The 13223-nt window shown below is 69.6% G+C and carries 14 protein-coding genes; 7 read left to right on the forward strand and 7 right to left on the reverse strand.

Annotated elements, in window-relative coordinates; all coding sequences use genetic code 11:
• Positions 1 to 23 precede the first annotated feature (23 nt).
• On the reverse strand, positions 24 to 1730 hold the full coding sequence (locus QQM39_RS16590; RefSeq protein WP_301997584.1) for a glycerol-3-phosphate dehydrogenase/oxidase: 1707 nt from the start codon (positions 1728 to 1730) through the stop codon (positions 24 to 26).
• Between the two features lie 262 nt (positions 1731 to 1992).
• On the opposite strand from QQM39_RS16590, the gene QQM39_RS16595 reads away from it, so the two are divergent.
• Together QQM39_RS16595 and QQM39_RS16600 are read left to right on the forward strand one after the other, a co-directional pair.
• Entirely contained in the window at positions 1993 to 3201 is a 1209-nt protein-coding gene (locus QQM39_RS16595) for a nucleotide sugar dehydrogenase (RefSeq protein ID WP_301997585.1), read from the forward strand.
• Positions 3202 to 3371: 170 nt separating this feature from the next.
• Positions 3372 to 3881, forward strand: coding sequence for a hypothetical protein (locus QQM39_RS16600; protein WP_301997587.1), 510 nt, complete (start codon positions 3372 to 3374; stop codon positions 3879 to 3881).
• Between the two features lie 78 nt (positions 3882 to 3959).
• On the opposite strand, the gene QQM39_RS16605 is transcribed toward QQM39_RS16600, so the two are convergent.
• From QQM39_RS16605 to QQM39_RS16620, 4 genes are all read right to left on the reverse strand, one after another.
• Entirely contained in the window at positions 3960 to 5084 is a 1125-nt protein-coding gene (locus QQM39_RS16605) for a GuaB3 family IMP dehydrogenase-related protein (protein ID WP_301997589.1), read from the reverse strand.
• 137 nt (positions 5085 to 5221) lie between these two features.
• The gene (gene guaB / locus QQM39_RS16610) at positions 5222 to 6724 is read right to left on the reverse strand and encodes an IMP dehydrogenase (protein WP_301997590.1); all 1503 of its coding nucleotides are present in this window, start codon (positions 6722 to 6724) and stop codon (positions 5222 to 5224) included.
• A 153-nt stretch (positions 6725 to 6877) separates the two neighbouring features.
• Positions 6878 to 7465 (reverse strand): sigma-70 family RNA polymerase sigma factor, encoded by a 588-nt coding sequence (locus QQM39_RS16615; protein WP_301997592.1) that lies wholly within the window; start codon positions 7463 to 7465, stop codon positions 6878 to 6880.
• A gap of 295 nt (positions 7466 to 7760) precedes the next feature.
• Positions 7761 to 8372 (reverse strand): response regulator transcription factor, encoded by a 612-nt coding sequence (locus QQM39_RS16620; protein WP_003948568.1) that lies wholly within the window; start codon positions 8370 to 8372, stop codon positions 7761 to 7763.
• Between the two features lie 381 nt (positions 8373 to 8753).
• Between QQM39_RS16620 and QQM39_RS16625 the strand changes: the two genes are divergently transcribed.
• The 4 genes from QQM39_RS16625 (at position 8754) to QQM39_RS16640 (ending at position 10171) form a co-directional block, all read left to right on the forward strand.
• Complete coding sequence (locus QQM39_RS16625) at positions 8754 to 9083, forward strand: WhiB family transcriptional regulator (RefSeq protein ID WP_128433186.1); 330 nt, start codon at positions 8754 to 8756, stop codon at positions 9081 to 9083.
• Between the two features lie 244 nt (positions 9084 to 9327).
• Complete coding sequence (locus QQM39_RS46200; protein WP_367668924.1) at positions 9328 to 9825, forward strand: hypothetical protein; 498 nt, start codon at positions 9328 to 9330, stop codon at positions 9823 to 9825.
• A complete protein-coding gene (locus QQM39_RS16635) occupies positions 9822 to 10025 on the forward strand; it encodes a recombinase (protein WP_301997594.1) in 204 nt (67 codons plus the stop codon). The genes QQM39_RS46200 and QQM39_RS16635 overlap by 4 nt, the downstream gene beginning before the upstream one ends.
• Positions 10022 to 10171: a hypothetical protein gene (locus QQM39_RS16640; RefSeq protein WP_301997595.1), complete on the forward strand. Its 150-nt coding sequence runs from the start codon at positions 10022 to 10024 to the stop codon at positions 10169 to 10171. Before QQM39_RS16635 ends, QQM39_RS16640 begins: the two co-directional genes overlap by 4 nt.
• Positions 10172 to 10337: 166 nt before the next feature.
• Here QQM39_RS16640 and QQM39_RS16645 read toward each other — a convergent pair whose 3' ends face one another.
• Both QQM39_RS16645 and QQM39_RS16650 read right to left on the reverse strand, forming a co-directional pair.
• Positions 10338 to 10607 (reverse strand): hypothetical protein, encoded by a 270-nt coding sequence (locus QQM39_RS16645; RefSeq protein ID WP_301997597.1) that lies wholly within the window; start codon positions 10605 to 10607, stop codon positions 10338 to 10340.
• A 251-nt stretch (positions 10608 to 10858) separates the two neighbouring features.
• Positions 10859 to 11419, reverse strand: a complete 561-nt coding sequence (locus QQM39_RS16650) for a PadR family transcriptional regulator (protein WP_301997599.1) — start codon at positions 11417 to 11419, stop codon at positions 10859 to 10861.
• Positions 11420 to 11529: 110 nt separating this feature from the next.
• On the opposite strand from QQM39_RS16650, the gene QQM39_RS16655 reads away from it, so the two are divergent.
• The gene (locus QQM39_RS16655) at positions 11530 to 13215 is read left to right on the forward strand and encodes a carboxylesterase/lipase family protein (RefSeq protein WP_301997601.1); all 1686 of its coding nucleotides are present in this window, start codon (positions 11530 to 11532) and stop codon (positions 13213 to 13215) included.
• The last annotated feature ends 8 nt before the right edge of the window (positions 13216 to 13223 follow it).

The raw sequence follows: 13223 nt of genomic DNA on the forward strand, positions 1-13223 counted from the left end.
CCGTTCGAGTGATAAGCGGTGCACTACAACGGCACGATGTCCGGCGCCCCCAACCGCGCCGCGTCCGCCGTCAGATCGTCCGGCTGCCTCTGCGACTCCCGCTCGGCCTCCACCCGCTTCCGGTAGTGCTCGATCTCGCGCTCGATGTGGTCCTCGTCCCAGCCCAGCACCGGCGCCATCAGCTCGGCGGCCTCGCGCGCGCACCGCGTCCCGCGGTCGAACGTCTCGATCGAGATGCGTGTCCGCCGCGTCAGCACGTCGTCCAGATGCCGCGCCCCCTCGTGCGAGGCGGCGTAGACGATCTCGGCGCGCAGATAGTCGTCGGCGGACTGCAGGGGCTCGCCCAGCGTGGGATCGGCGGCGATGAGTTCGAGCACCTCCTCCGCCAGCGAACCGAACCGGTTCAACAGGTGCTCCACCCGCACCACATGAAGTCCTGTCCGCGCGGCGATCCGCGCCCGCGCGTTCCACAACGCCCGGTAACCCTCGGCTCCCAGCAGCGGAATGTCCTCCGTCACGCACTCGGCGACCCGCATGTCGAGACCGTGCACGGCGGCGTCCACCGCGTCCTTCGCCATCACCCGGTACGTCGTGTACTTGCCGCCGGCCACGACGACGAGCCCGGGCACGGGGTGCGCCACGGTGTGCTCGCGCGACAGCTTGCTGGTGGCGTCCGACTCACCCGCGAGCAGGGGCCGCAGTCCCGCGTACACGCCCTCCACGTCGTCCCGTGTCAGCGGCACCGCGAGCACCGAGTTCACGTGTTCCAGCAGGTAGTCGATGTCCGCGCTGGACGCGGCCGGGTGGGCCTTGTCCAGGTCCCAGTCGGTGTCGGTCGTGCCGACGATCCAGTGCCGGCCCCAGGGGATCACGAACAGCACGGACTTCTCGGTGCGCAGGATCAGCCCCGTCGTGGAGTGGATGCGGTCCTTGGGTACGACCAGGTGGATGCCCTTGGAGGCGCGTACGTGGAACTGCCCGCGCTCCCCCACCATCGACTGGGTGTCGTCGGTCCACACCCCGGTCGCGTTGACGATCTGCTTGGCGCGGATCTCGTACTCCCCGCCCGCCTCGACGTCCCGCACCCGGGCCCCGACGACGCGTTCGCCCTCACGCAGAAACCCGGTCACGCGCGCGCGGTTGGCGACTTGCGCGCCGTAGGCCGCCGCCGTGCGCACGAGGGTGGCCACATAGCGGGCGTCGTCCATCTGGGCGTCGTAGTACTGCAGCGCCCCGACCAGTGCGTCCTTCTTCAGGGCGGGAGCGACGCGCAGGGCGTGACGGCGGCTCAGGTGGCGGTGCATGGGCAGGCCCCGTCCGTGGCCGCGGGCCATCGACATGGCGTCGTAGAGCGCGACGCCCGAACCGGCGTAAAGGCGCTCCCAGCCCTTGTGCTGCAAGGGGTACAGGAACGGCACCGGCTTCACCAGATGCGGGGCGAGCCGCTCCAGCAGCAGGCCGCGCTCCTTCAAGGCCTCCCGTACGAGCACGAAGTCGAGCATCTCCAGATAGCGCAGGCCGCCGTGGATCAGTTTGCTGGACCTGCTCGATGTGCCCGACGCCCAGTCACGTGCCTCGACCAGGCCGGTGGACAGTCCGCGAGTGGCCGCGTCCAGGGCGGTGCCCGCGCCCACGACGCCACCGCCCACGACCAGTAGGTCCAGCTCGCGCTCGGCCATGGATGCCAGTGACTCGGCGCGCTCCGCCGGCCCCAGTGTCGCTGTCCTCACCGCTGCCTCCCGCTCATCGGTCGCGTAGGCCGCACCCGTCGGGCGAAGCCCGCCTCGTACCCCCCATGCCCAAATTCTGACCGGGTTGCCCGACTTCAGCCACCACTCGCCCCCAGCCTGTGGACAACACTCACGGAAACGCCAACATCCAATCCCGCAAATCGGTCATATTTACTCCTAGTCTGACATTGCGCTCCCTCGTCCTGTCCACAGGGCTTGCGCACCCGCCCCGCTTCGGTTATTGGGAAGGACGGCCCACGCCATGCCCGCAGATCTCGCCGTCATCGGACTCGGCTTGTACGGCCTGCCCCTGGCCCAGGCCGCCGTCGCCGCCGGCATCCGCACGCTCGGTTACCGGACCGGGCCCGAGGCCGGCTCCCTCAGCCCCGCCGAGCTGCGCCGGATGCTAGCGGGGGGATTTCAGCACGCCACCAGCCCCGCCGAGCTCGGCCGCGTGCGCACCGCCGTCATCTGCGCGCCGACGCCGCGCGGCGCGGACGGCTCGCTCGACCTGAGCCAGGTGGAGGCGGCCGCCCGCACCCTGGCCGCACGACTGCGCCCGCACAGCACCGTCATCCTGGAGTCGCCCGTGCCCCCGGGCACCACCGAGAACATCCTGCGCCCCCTCCTCGAAGAGGGCTCGGGGCTGCGCGCCGGCCGCGACTTCCACCTGGCCTACTCCCCCACCCGCGTCGATCCCGGCAACCGCGACTTCACGCCCGCCAACACCCCCAAGGTGATCGGCGGCCTCACCCCCGCCTGCACCGAGTCGGCCGCGGCCTTCTACGGCCGGCTCACCGACAAGGTGGTACGCGCGCGTGGACCGCGCGAGGCGGAGACCGTGCAGGTGCTGGAGACCAACTTCCGGCACGTCAACATCGCCCTCGTCAACGAAATGGCCGTCCTCTGCCATGACTTGGGCGTCGATCTGTGGGACGTCATCCGCTGCGCGGAGACCAAGCCGTTCGGCTTCCAGGCCTTCCGCCCCGGCCCCGGCGTCGGCGGACACGCCGTCCCGCAGGAGCTGACCGCCCCCGCGGGCCGCACCCTACGGATGGTCGAACTGGCCCAGCAGGTCAACAGCCAGATGCCCCGGTACGTCGTCCAGCGCTCCGCCACCCTCCTCAACGAGCACGGCAAGTCCGCGCGCGGCGCCCGCATCCTCCTCCTCGGCGTCACCTACAAGCCCGACCTCGCCGACCAGCAGTCCACGCCCGCCCAGGAGGTCGCGATCCGCCTGATGGAGCTGGGCGCCTCCGTGAGCTACCACGACCCGCACATCGCGTCCTGGAGCATCCTGGACCGCCCGGTCCCGCGCGCGGACTCCCTCTACGATGCCGCCGCCGACGCCGACCTGACGATCCTGCTCCAGCAGCACCGCACCTACGACCTCCAGGGCCTGTCGGTGAAAGCCCAGCTTTTGCTGGACACTCGGGGGGCGACGCCGATGGGGGCGGCACACCGGCTCTGACGACGGCGACCACCGATTCCCTCCCCTCCCTCCCCCGAAAACACTGGCGAACCGGGGCAGGCAGCCTGTTACTCTTCGGCGTCTCGTCGCACAGTCGTGCGCAGTCACACCGCTCATCGCTCATTCAAGGTCCCGTGGGGGGACCACAGTCCCGTGGGGGGATTCCTGTCATGACCCAGTCAGTGCCGCCACAGCCCACCGACGGCAACCCGTTCGCCCAGAAGTCGGACGCCGTGCCCCCGGCGCCGCCCGCACCCGCACCCGCACCCGCACCCGCGCGCAACAACATCGCCCTCGGCATCGTCGCCGCCGTCGTCGCGGCCCTGGTCACCGCCGGCATCTACGGCGGCATCGTCGGCGCCACCGAGTACGAGATCGGCTACGCCGCCGTCGGTGTCGGCTTCGTCATCGGCTTCGCCGCCGGCAAGGTCGGCGGCGCCAACCCGGCGCTGCCCGTGGTGAGCGCGATCCTCTCCCTGGGCGCCGTCTACCTCGGCCAGCTGATCGGCATCGCGGCGATCGGCGCCGAGGAGCTCGGCGTCTCCGTGACCACGGTCCTCACCGACCACTTGGACGTGGTGACCGAGGTCTGGAGCGAGGAGGCGGACGCGATGAGCTTCGTCTTCCTCGGCATCGGCGCGTTCGCCGCGTTCTCCGGCGCGAAGAAGGCCGCGGCCTGAGCCGCCCCGCACGCACGCGTAGGGGCCCGGAACACCTCTCGGTGGTCCGGGCCCCTTCCGTTCGAGCCGGGCGCGGCGTCAGCGCTGGTGCTGCGAGTCCGCCACCGTCACCTCGACGCGCTGGAACTCCTTGAGCTCGCTGTAACCGGTCGTGGCCATGGCGCGGCGCAGGGCGCCGAAGAAGTTCATCGAGCCGTCCGGAGTGTGGGACGGGCCCGTCAGTACCTCCTCGATGGTGCCGACCGTGCCGAGGTCGACCTTCTTGCCGCGCGGCAGCTCCTCGTTGACGGCCTCCATGCCCCAGTGGTGGCCCTTGCCCGGCGCGTCGGTCGCGCGCGCGAGCGGGGAGCCCATCATGACCGCGTCGGCACCACAGGCGATCGCCTTGGGCAGGTCGCCGGACCAGCCGACACCGCCGTCCGCGATCACGTGCACATACCGGCCGCCGGACTCGTCCATGTAGTCACGGCGAGCCGCCGCCACGTCCGCGACCGCCGTCGCCATCGGGACGCGGATGCCGAGCACATTGCGCGTGGTGTGCGCGGCGCCGCCGCCGAAGCCGACCAGGACGCCCGCCGCGCCGGTGCGCATCAGGTGCAGGGCCGCGGTGTAGGTGGCGCAGCCGCCGACGATCACCGGGACGTCGAGCTCGTAGATGAACTGCTTCAGGTTCAGCGGCTCGTGCGCACCGGAGACGTGCTCCGCCGAGACCGTCGTACCGCGGATGACGAAGATGTCCACGCCCGCGTCGACGACCGCCTTGGAGAACTGGGCCGTGCGCTGCGGGGAGAGCGCGGCGGCGGTGACCACGCCCGAGTCGCGCACCTCCTTGATGCGCTGCCCGATCAGCTCCTCCTTGATGGGGGCGGCGTAGATCTCCTGGAGGCGGCGCGTGGCGGCCTCCGTGGGCAGCCCGGCGATCTCGTCGAGCAGCGGCTGCGGGTCCTCGTACCGCGTCCACAGACCCTCGAGGTTCAGCACGCCGAGGCCGCCGAGCTCGCCGATGCGGATCGCGGTGGCCGGGGAGACGACCGAGTCCATGGGGGCGGCCAGGAAGGGCAGCTCGAAGCGGTAGGCGTCGATCTGCCAGGCGATCGAGACCTCCTTCGGGTCTCGCGTACGGCGGCTGGGGACGACGGCGATGTCGTCGAAGGCGTACGCCCTGCGGCCGCGCTTGCCGCGCCCGATCTCGATCTCAGTCACGTCTGTGGCCTTTCCCTGATGCGTTTCAGCGTCTTCCAGTATCGCCGACGGGTACGACAGCGCCGCCCGGCGGTACGGCGAGGGCGGCCCCGGAAGCTCCGGGCCCGCCCTCGATATGCCTCACGCGCGCGTGGCCGTCACTTACGGCTGTAGTTCGGCGCCTCGACCGTCATCTGGATGTCGTGCGGGTGGCTCTCCTTGAGACCGGCGGAGGTGATCCGCACGAAGCGGCCCTTGGTCTCCATCTCGCCGATGGTCGCCGCGCCCACGTAGCCCATGGTCTGGCGCAGACCGCCGACGAGCTGGTGCAGCACGTTGGCCAGCGGGCCGCGGTAGGGCACCTGGCCCTCGATGCCCTCGGGCACGAGCTTGTCGTCGGAGGCGACCTCGCCCTGGAAGTAGCGGTCCTTCGAGTACGACCGGCCCTGGCCGCGGGACTGCATGGCGCCCAGCGAGCCCATGCCGCGGTACGACTTGAACTGCTTGCCGTTGATGAACAGCAGTTCGCCCGGGGACTCCTCACAGCCCGCGAGCAGCGAGCCCAGCATCACGGTGTCGGCGCCGGCGGCGAGCGCCTTGCCGATGTCGCCGGAGTACTGCAGGCCGCCGTCGCCGATCAGCGGGATACCCGCGGGGCGCGCGGCCAGGGAGGCCTCGTAGATGGCGGTGACCTGCGGGACGCCGATGCCGGCGACCACGCGGGTGGTGCAGATGGAGCCCGGTCCGACACCGACCTTGATGCCGTCGACACCGGCGTCGATCAGGGCCTGGGCGCCGTCACGGGTGGCGACGTTGCCGCCGATCACGTCGACGCCCACGCTAGACTTGATCTTCGACATCCAGCTGAGGGCGTTGCTGTTGTGGCCGTGCGAGGTGTCGACGACCAGGAAGTCCACGCCGGCCTCGGCGAGCGCCTGGGCGCGCTCCAGGGCCTCGGGGCTGGCGCCGACGGCGGCACCGACGAGGAGACGGCCCTCGGAGTCCTTGGCGGCGTTGGGGTACTTCTCCGCCTTGACGAAGTCCTTGACCGTGATCAGGCCCTTGAGGGCACCCGCCTCGTCGACCAGGGGAAGCTTCTCGATCTTGTGGCGGCGCAGCAGCTCCATCGCCTCGCTGCCGGAGATGCCGACCTGGCCGGTGACCAGCGGCATCGGCGTCATGACCTCGCGCACCTGACGGCTGCGGTCCGTCTCGAAGGCCATGTCGCGGTTGGTGACGATGCCGAGCAGCTTGCCGGCCGGGTCGGTGACCGGGACGCCGCTGATGCGGAACTTGGCACACAGGGCGTCGGCCTCGGCGAGGGTCGCCTCCGGGTGCACCGTGATCGGGTCGGTGACCATGCCGGACTCGGACCGCTTCACCAGGTCGACCTGGTTGACCTGGTCCTCGACGGAGAGGTTGCGGTGCAGCACACCGACGCCGCCCAGCCGGGCCATCGCGATGGCCATGCGGGACTCGGTCACCTTGTCCATGGCCGCCGAGAGCAGCGGGATGTTCACCTGGACATTGCGGGAGATGCGGGACGAGGTGTCGACCGCGTTGGGGAGCACCTCGGATGCGCCCGGCAGCAGCAGCACGTCGTCGTAGGTCAGCCCGAGTGTCGCGAATTTCTCGGGCACTCCGTCGACGTTGGCAGTCATGACACCTTCCCCAAATGGCCTTGATCGGTGCGGATGTCCATGCTAACGGGAAGCATGGCTGACTCATTCCACGGTTCTGGGTGGCTCCGGGCTTCGTATGTTCGTACGGAACCGGAGAGAAGCCTGTTCATTTGGGGCGCGCTCAAGGGAGCACTACTGCTCGGCCAGCGCCCGCAACCTGCTCAGCGCCCTGTGCTGGGCCACCCGCACTGCGCCGGGTGACATTCCCAACATCTGGCCCGTCTCTTCCGCGGTCAACCCCACCGCGATCCTCAGCAGCAACAGCTCCCGCTGGTTCTCGGGCAGGTTGGCCAGCAGCTTCTTGGCCCACTCGGCGTCGCTGCTCAGCAGCGCCCGCTCCTCCGGGCCGAGGGAGTCGTCCGGGCGTTCCGGCATCTCGTCGGACGGCACGGCCGTCGAGCCGGGGTGGCGCATCGCCGCCCGCTGCAGGTCCGCCACCTTGTGCGCGGCGATGGCGAAGACGAACGCCTCGAAGGGGCGGCCGGTGTCCCTGTAGCGCGGCAGCGCGAGGAGGACCGCGACGCAGACCTCCTGGGCGAGGTCTTCGACGAAGTGGCGGGCGTCGCCCGGAAGGCGGGACAGCCTGGTGCGGCAGTAGCGCAGGGCCAAGGGGTGGACATGCGCGAGCAGATCGTGTGTGGCCTGCTCGTCCCCGTCCACGGCGCGGTGGACGAGTGCACCGATCGCCCCTTGGGCACAAGCCGCCTCGTCGTCGCGCATCGGTCCATGGTGCCTTGCGGCCGTACGGTCCGCGGCATCACGCCCGATGTTGTGCACTGAAGCGTTATGAGCAGGTGCGCCGGCACTCATCCCCTGCGCCCTCCCCTTCCGCTCGACCGACTCGTCCCCGAGAGACTCCACATCTCAAGGATGCGGCATCCGCGCCGAAACGAGCAGCGGGCACCCACAGGACCTCTTGGCCGGCCTCGCAACCGCGCCCCGAAAGGGGCGCGGGGAACTGCGCGACCAGCCACGAACGGCCCGCACCAGAACGACAGCCCGTACGACCGAGCTCTTAGCGAACCAGGCCCCATCGGAACCCGAGCGCCACCGCGTGGGCCCGGTCCGAAGCACCGAGCTTCTTGAACAGCCGCCGCGCATGCGTCTTCACGGTGTCCTCGGACAGGAACAGCTCCCGACCGATCTCCGCATTGGAACGACCATGGCTCATACCCTCGAGCACCTGGATTTCACGCGCCGTGAGCGTCGGCGCGGCGCCCATCTCGGCGGAGCGCAGCCGCCGGGGGGCGAGACGCCAGGTCGGGTCGGCCAGCGCCTGCGTCACCGTGGCGCGCAACTCCGCGCGCGAGGCGTCCTTGTGCAGATAGCCGCGGGCACCGGCGGCGACCGCGAGGGCCACGCCGTCCAGGTCCTCGGCGACGGTGAGCATGATGATGCGCGCACCTGGGTCGGCGGACAGCAGCCGCCGCACGGTCTCGACGCCGCCCAGGCCGGGCATGCGTACGTCCATCAGAATCAGGTCCGAGCGGTCGGCGCCCCAGCGGCGGAGGACTTCCTCGCCGTTGGCCGCCGTCGTTACGCGCTCGACGCCGGGCACGGTCGCGACCGCACGGCGAAGCGCCTCTCGGGCAAGCGGGGAGTCGTCGCAGACGAGGACGGATGTCATGGCCGCCCTCCGCAGCTGATGCACGTCACCTTGAGCCTCCAGGCTGGTACGAAATCGTCACCTGTGCGGTCGACCGTCTCGGACGCCTGCCCGAGCGCTTGTTCCTTCAACCGCCTCCGCCCTCTCAACGACGGTCACTCGAAAGAGTTACGGGGCCATGTGCCGTCTTCGGCACTCTACGTGAGGGGGTGGACACGGGGCAGGCATGCACGACGGACCCTCAACGTTTCATCACAACCCATGCCCCATTCAGCCCTTTTTCTTCCCATTTATTGGCGTCTGAGGCTAGATTCGCAATGAGTCATATTTTCATCTCCTTAGATCGTAGATGTACGGTCGTGGACACCGTATCCGCCCAGAACGGCTACAAGGGGTCACGCAATGGCAGATTTCTCCCGCCTTCCCGGACCGAACGCGGACCTGTGGGACTGGCAGCTGCTGGCTGCCTGTCGCGGGGTGGACAGCTCGCTCTTCTTTCATCCGGAGGGTGAGCGCGGTGCGGCCCGGAGCGCTCGTGAGAACTCGGCCAAGGAGGTCTGCATGAGGTGCCCGGTGCGCGCGCAGTGCGCGGCGCACGCGCTGGCCGTACGGGAGCCGTACGGCGTGTGGGGCGGCTTGACCGAGGACGAGCGTGAGGAGCTCATGGGACGGGCGCGCAACCGGCTGGTCTCGGCTTCGACGACCAGCGGAGAGGCTGGCCCGCACAACTGAAGGAACGTTTCTCCAATACGGGCACGCGCGCGCGTGCCCGTGTTTTTGGCTGCGCCGCCGCCTTCGCTGGTGCGGTGACCGCACAGGTTTGCCCGGTTGGCGGCTGGCTGGACGGGGATGCTCTGTTAACTGCACCATCCTCGCCTCGTTGGTCACGGCGTAACAGGCCGCGATCAAGAAGCAAGTGACGGATGTACGCGATGAGTTGATGGAGGGCCGCGGGGCCATCCCTCGCCTTGGACGAGTGGTGGAGGCGAACCGGGCACATCCGCCGTACGCGATGCTCGATGCGACGGGGGCCGAGGTCGAGCCGGTCACCGCGTTTCTGCGGGACCTGGCGCTTGGGGATTCCAGCCCGCTGACCTGCCGCAGCTACGGCTACGGGATGCTGCGGTGGTTCCGCCTGCTGTGGTTGCTGGGCACCGGGTGGGAGCGGGCGACGGAGTCGGAGGTCGCGGTGCTGACGGGTTGGCTGCGCTCGGCCGTCCACCCGCACCGGCACCGGCACCGGCACCGGGCCGATGCTCCGGTGTTCGACGAAGACGTCATCCGCCATTACCTCGCCCATCTCAACGAACGCCGCCAGCTCCGCGACGTCACCAGCGACGAGTGGGAGGAGTTCGAAGAGCACTTCGACAGCGCAAGGTCGAACTCGGCGCATGCGGGCGCCCCTACGGCACCCCCTGCCAGCATGAACACGCCTGCATCCGGTGCCCCATGCTCCAGGTCAGCCCGAAGATGATCAGCCGGTTAGACGACCTCGAAGCCGACCTCATCACCCGCCGAGCCCGCGCAGTAGCCGAAGGCTGGGCCGGTGAGATCGAAGGGCTCGACCTCACTCTCCAGCTCCTCCGCGCCAAGCGCGACGACACCCACCACCGCGCCCAACGCCCCACCGTCGACCTCGGCATCCCCACCCCACGAACCGCAGGAGCCCAATGACCACACTGGGACTCGTCGTGGTCGAAGGCATCGACCTCACACTCACCTCCCTCCGCGCCAAGCGCCAGAAAACACAACGGCAAGTCAGACGCCCCGCCGTCGAACTGCTCGTTCAGCTGGAAACCACCAGAGAGGACTGCCTCTGAAGCATCGCCAACTTCTCCACCACAACGTCGGTGGCCCTCACATACCGCTCCGGCTCACCGGGCTGAGCCCGTCCCGACGGTCCCGCGCTCTCGCTATGCGTGACGAGCCTGAAGATCAACGCACGAATCACCATCTGCTGCCAGTCGGGATGATCGCGAACACCCGTCAGCAGGCGGCCGGAAGGTCGAACCACAGCAGGCCATCGGCGACGACGATGGCCTCGGCGAACACCGGAGGCCGCCAGTACGGCGAAAAGTCGATCACGGCTGGCTCGTCGTCCGCGGCGAAAAGCACATTGCCGGTGAGGTCGCCGTGAATGAGCTGAGCTGCCTCGTGCTCAACGGGGCGCCTCAGCTCCAGCAGAGTCGAATACGGCGCGGTGCGGTCCTCGATCACGTCGATGCCCTGCTCGCCCCACGCGACCCGGTCAGCCACAGCCCAGGGATGGGCATGCCGATCAAGGAAGTCGGGCCGGGGCAGGTGTCGCAGGGCAGCACGGAAAGCAGTGGAGACTCCCCGCCCGTGCTCGGCTCTCTCCCCAGACCTGCACTTGGTCCCCACCCGCGCGACGTGGCTGATGCCGAGGCGGGTCCGCCCGGCACCCAAGAGGCAGCGCGCTGGTGATGACGGTCCGACGTTGCGACCCAGGTTTCCCCCGGGGGTCCCGGTCCGGCGGGCGGTCGAGGTCACTGCGTTTCCTCGGTGAGCTCGGCCAGCGTCTGTTTGAGCCAGCGCACGTGCGTGTCCAGAGCGAGGTCCTTGTAGCCGTGGACATGATCCAGGATCTGAGCCATGCGGGGCTGGTCGACGCCGGGCAGCCAGGGCTCATCGCGGACTTCCCGGGCCCGGAACCTGTCCAGCTGGGCAAGGCGTGCGTCGAGTTCGGTCTGCACGAGGCGGACCTGTTCGTCGCGGTCGAGGAAGATCACGAAGGTATAGCGGACCAAGAACTCCGGGTCGCCGAAATCGGGTGACGGCGCATACGGAACGGCCAGGCGCTCGCGCAGTTCGCGCTCGCCGGCCTCGGTGGCGAAGTACACCTTGGCATCCGGCCGACCTTCATTGCGCTGCACGTCGTAGCGGACCCAGCCGTCGGCGCACATGCGGTTCAGCGTCCGGTACACCTGGCTCTGCTGCGTACGGATGCGGAGCATCCGGCCCATCTCGCTGTCCAGCCAGCGCTTCAGGTCGTAACCCGTGCAGGGACGCATGGCCACCATTCCCAGCAGCACGTGTTCCAGCTTCATTCGCCGTTACACCCCTTTTACCTATGGCACTAGTCACCTATGCCACTTTGCCCCTACTCTCACGATGCCCGAGCCGTCCCCGCCGGGCCACCCATGCACCGGGAGACCCTATGCCCCTGACCTTGAGACCCTGGCGCCGACTGCGCCGGAGCCTGATCACGCTCACCGCCACCGCCCTGGCGCTCACCTGCGCCCCCGCTCTGGCGAGCACGCCCGCCGGGGCCGGATCAGCGGCCGGTTTTGAACGCTCCCTCCTCGTCCGCACCGACCAGGGCCTGGTCCGCGGGGAGAGCACCGCCGGGGGGCGGCAGTTCCTCGGCATCCCCTATGCCGCGGAGCCCACCGGCGACCTGCGCTGGCAAGCCCCCCGTCGCCCGGCGAACTGGCGCGGTGTCCGGGATGCCACCCAGTACGGCGACTACTGCGCGCAGAACACCTACTGGGCGCCCGGCTATGCGACGGAGCACACCACCGAGGACTGCCTCGACGTGAACGTGTACACGCCGCCCACGGCCGCCCGCTCGTCCCGGCTGCCTGTTCTCGTCTGGATCCACGGCGGCGCCAACATCGGCGGAGACGCCCGCGACATCGTCCCCGACACCTTCGCCCGCCGAACGAACTCTGCCGTGGTCACCGTCAACTACCGGCTCGGCGCCCTCGGCTTCCTGACCCTGCCCGGAACCACCGGCAACTTCGCGCTGCTCGACCAGCAGCAGGCGCTGCGCTGGGTCCAGTCGAACATCGCAGCCTTCGGCGGTGACCCACGGCAGGTCACCCTGGCCGGCGAGTCGGCCGGCGGCAGCGCGGTCTGCGCCCAGCTCGCCTCCCCGGCCAGCCGGGGCCTGTACCGCGCGGCCATCATCCAGAGCGGTGCCTACTTCGACTGCGCGGGCATCCCCCGCGAGAAGGCCGTCGCCAACGGACTCACCTTCGCCAAGAAGCTCGGCTGCACCGACCCGGCGACCGTGACCGATTGCCTGCGGGCCAAGCCGGCCAAGGCGATCCTCGACGCACAGAACGGCACATTCCTCGAGACCTGGAACTACACCGTCGGCGGCCGTGCGCTGCCCCTCCAGCCCGCGCAAGCCTTCGCCTCCGGCCGGGCCTCCCACGTCCCCGTCCTCAACGGCGCCAACAGCGACGAGGGCCTGGTCTTCTCCTACGACAGCTTCGACCGCTGGGGCAACCCCCTGACCGCCGACGCCTACCCCAAGGCTCTGACCTCCGCCTTCGGCGACACCACCGGCGCCAAGGCCCTGGCGCGCTACCCGCTCAGCGCCTACCCGCGCCCCGGCTACGCCTACGCCGCGGCCTTCGGCGACCAGCTCTTCGCCTGCCCCGCACTGCGCACCAGCGCGCGCCTGGCCAACCGCGGACAGGTCTACGCGTACGAGTTCGCCGACCGCACCTCCCCGCTGTTCGCCTCCCTGCCGCAAAACGCCGACTTCGACTTCGGCGCGACGCACGCGGCCGAACTGAACTACCTGTTCAAGCCATACGGCATCAGTGCCTCTCTCAACGCCGAACAGCGCACCCTGGCCGACCAGATGACCCGCTACTGGGGCTCCTTCATCCACGGCTCGGCCCCGAGCGCCCCCGGCCAGCCCGCCATGCCGGACCAGACCTCGACGCCTGGCGAAGTGCTTCAGCTGCGGACCGCCTCACAGAGCGGCAATGCCGTAACGTCGGATACCCAGGCCGCACACAAATGCGACCTGTGGGACGCCGCCGCCACCCCTGACCCCCCATCTAGTTCCCCGCGCCCACTCGCGGGGAACTCCCCCCACAGGAAGTGATCTTCACA

Origin of the sequence: Streptomyces sp. DT2A-34, from assembly GCF_030499515.1 — a bacterium.
In the GTDB taxonomy this organism is placed as follows: Bacteria; Actinomycetota; Actinomycetes; order Streptomycetales; family Streptomycetaceae; genus Streptomyces.

Excerpts from the sequence above, each read along its gene's own strand:
- QQM39_RS16655 (WP_301997601.1), top strand. The coding sequence starts at position 11,530 with ATGCCCCTGACCTTGAGACCCTGGCGCCGACTGCGCCGGAGCCTGATC.
- QQM39_RS16640 (WP_301997595.1), top strand. The coding sequence starts at position 10,022 with ATGACCACACTGGGACTCGTCGTGGTCGAAGGCATCGACCTCACACTC.
- QQM39_RS16620 (WP_003948568.1), bottom strand. The coding sequence starts at position 8,372 with ATGACATCCGTCCTCGTCTGCGACGACTCCCCGCTTGCCCGAGAGGCG.
- QQM39_RS16650 (WP_301997599.1), bottom strand. The coding sequence starts at position 11,419 with ATGAAGCTGGAACACGTGCTGCTGGGAATGGTGGCCATGCGTCCCTGC.
- QQM39_RS16600 (WP_301997587.1), top strand. The coding sequence starts at position 3,372 with ATGACCCAGTCAGTGCCGCCACAGCCCACCGACGGCAACCCGTTCGCC.
- QQM39_RS16635 (WP_301997594.1), top strand. The coding sequence starts at position 9,822 with ATGATCAGCCGGTTAGACGACCTCGAAGCCGACCTCATCACCCGCCGA.
- QQM39_RS16615 (WP_301997592.1), bottom strand. The coding sequence starts at position 7,465 with ATGCGCGACGACGAGGCGGCTTGTGCCCAAGGGGCGATCGGTGCACTC.
- QQM39_RS16595 (WP_301997585.1), top strand. The coding sequence starts at position 1,993 with ATGCCCGCAGATCTCGCCGTCATCGGACTCGGCTTGTACGGCCTGCCC.
- QQM39_RS16625 (WP_128433186.1), top strand. The coding sequence starts at position 8,754 with ATGGCAGATTTCTCCCGCCTTCCCGGACCGAACGCGGACCTGTGGGAC.
- guaB (WP_301997590.1), bottom strand. The coding sequence starts at position 6,724 with ATGACTGCCAACGTCGACGGAGTGCCCGAGAAATTCGCGACACTCGGG.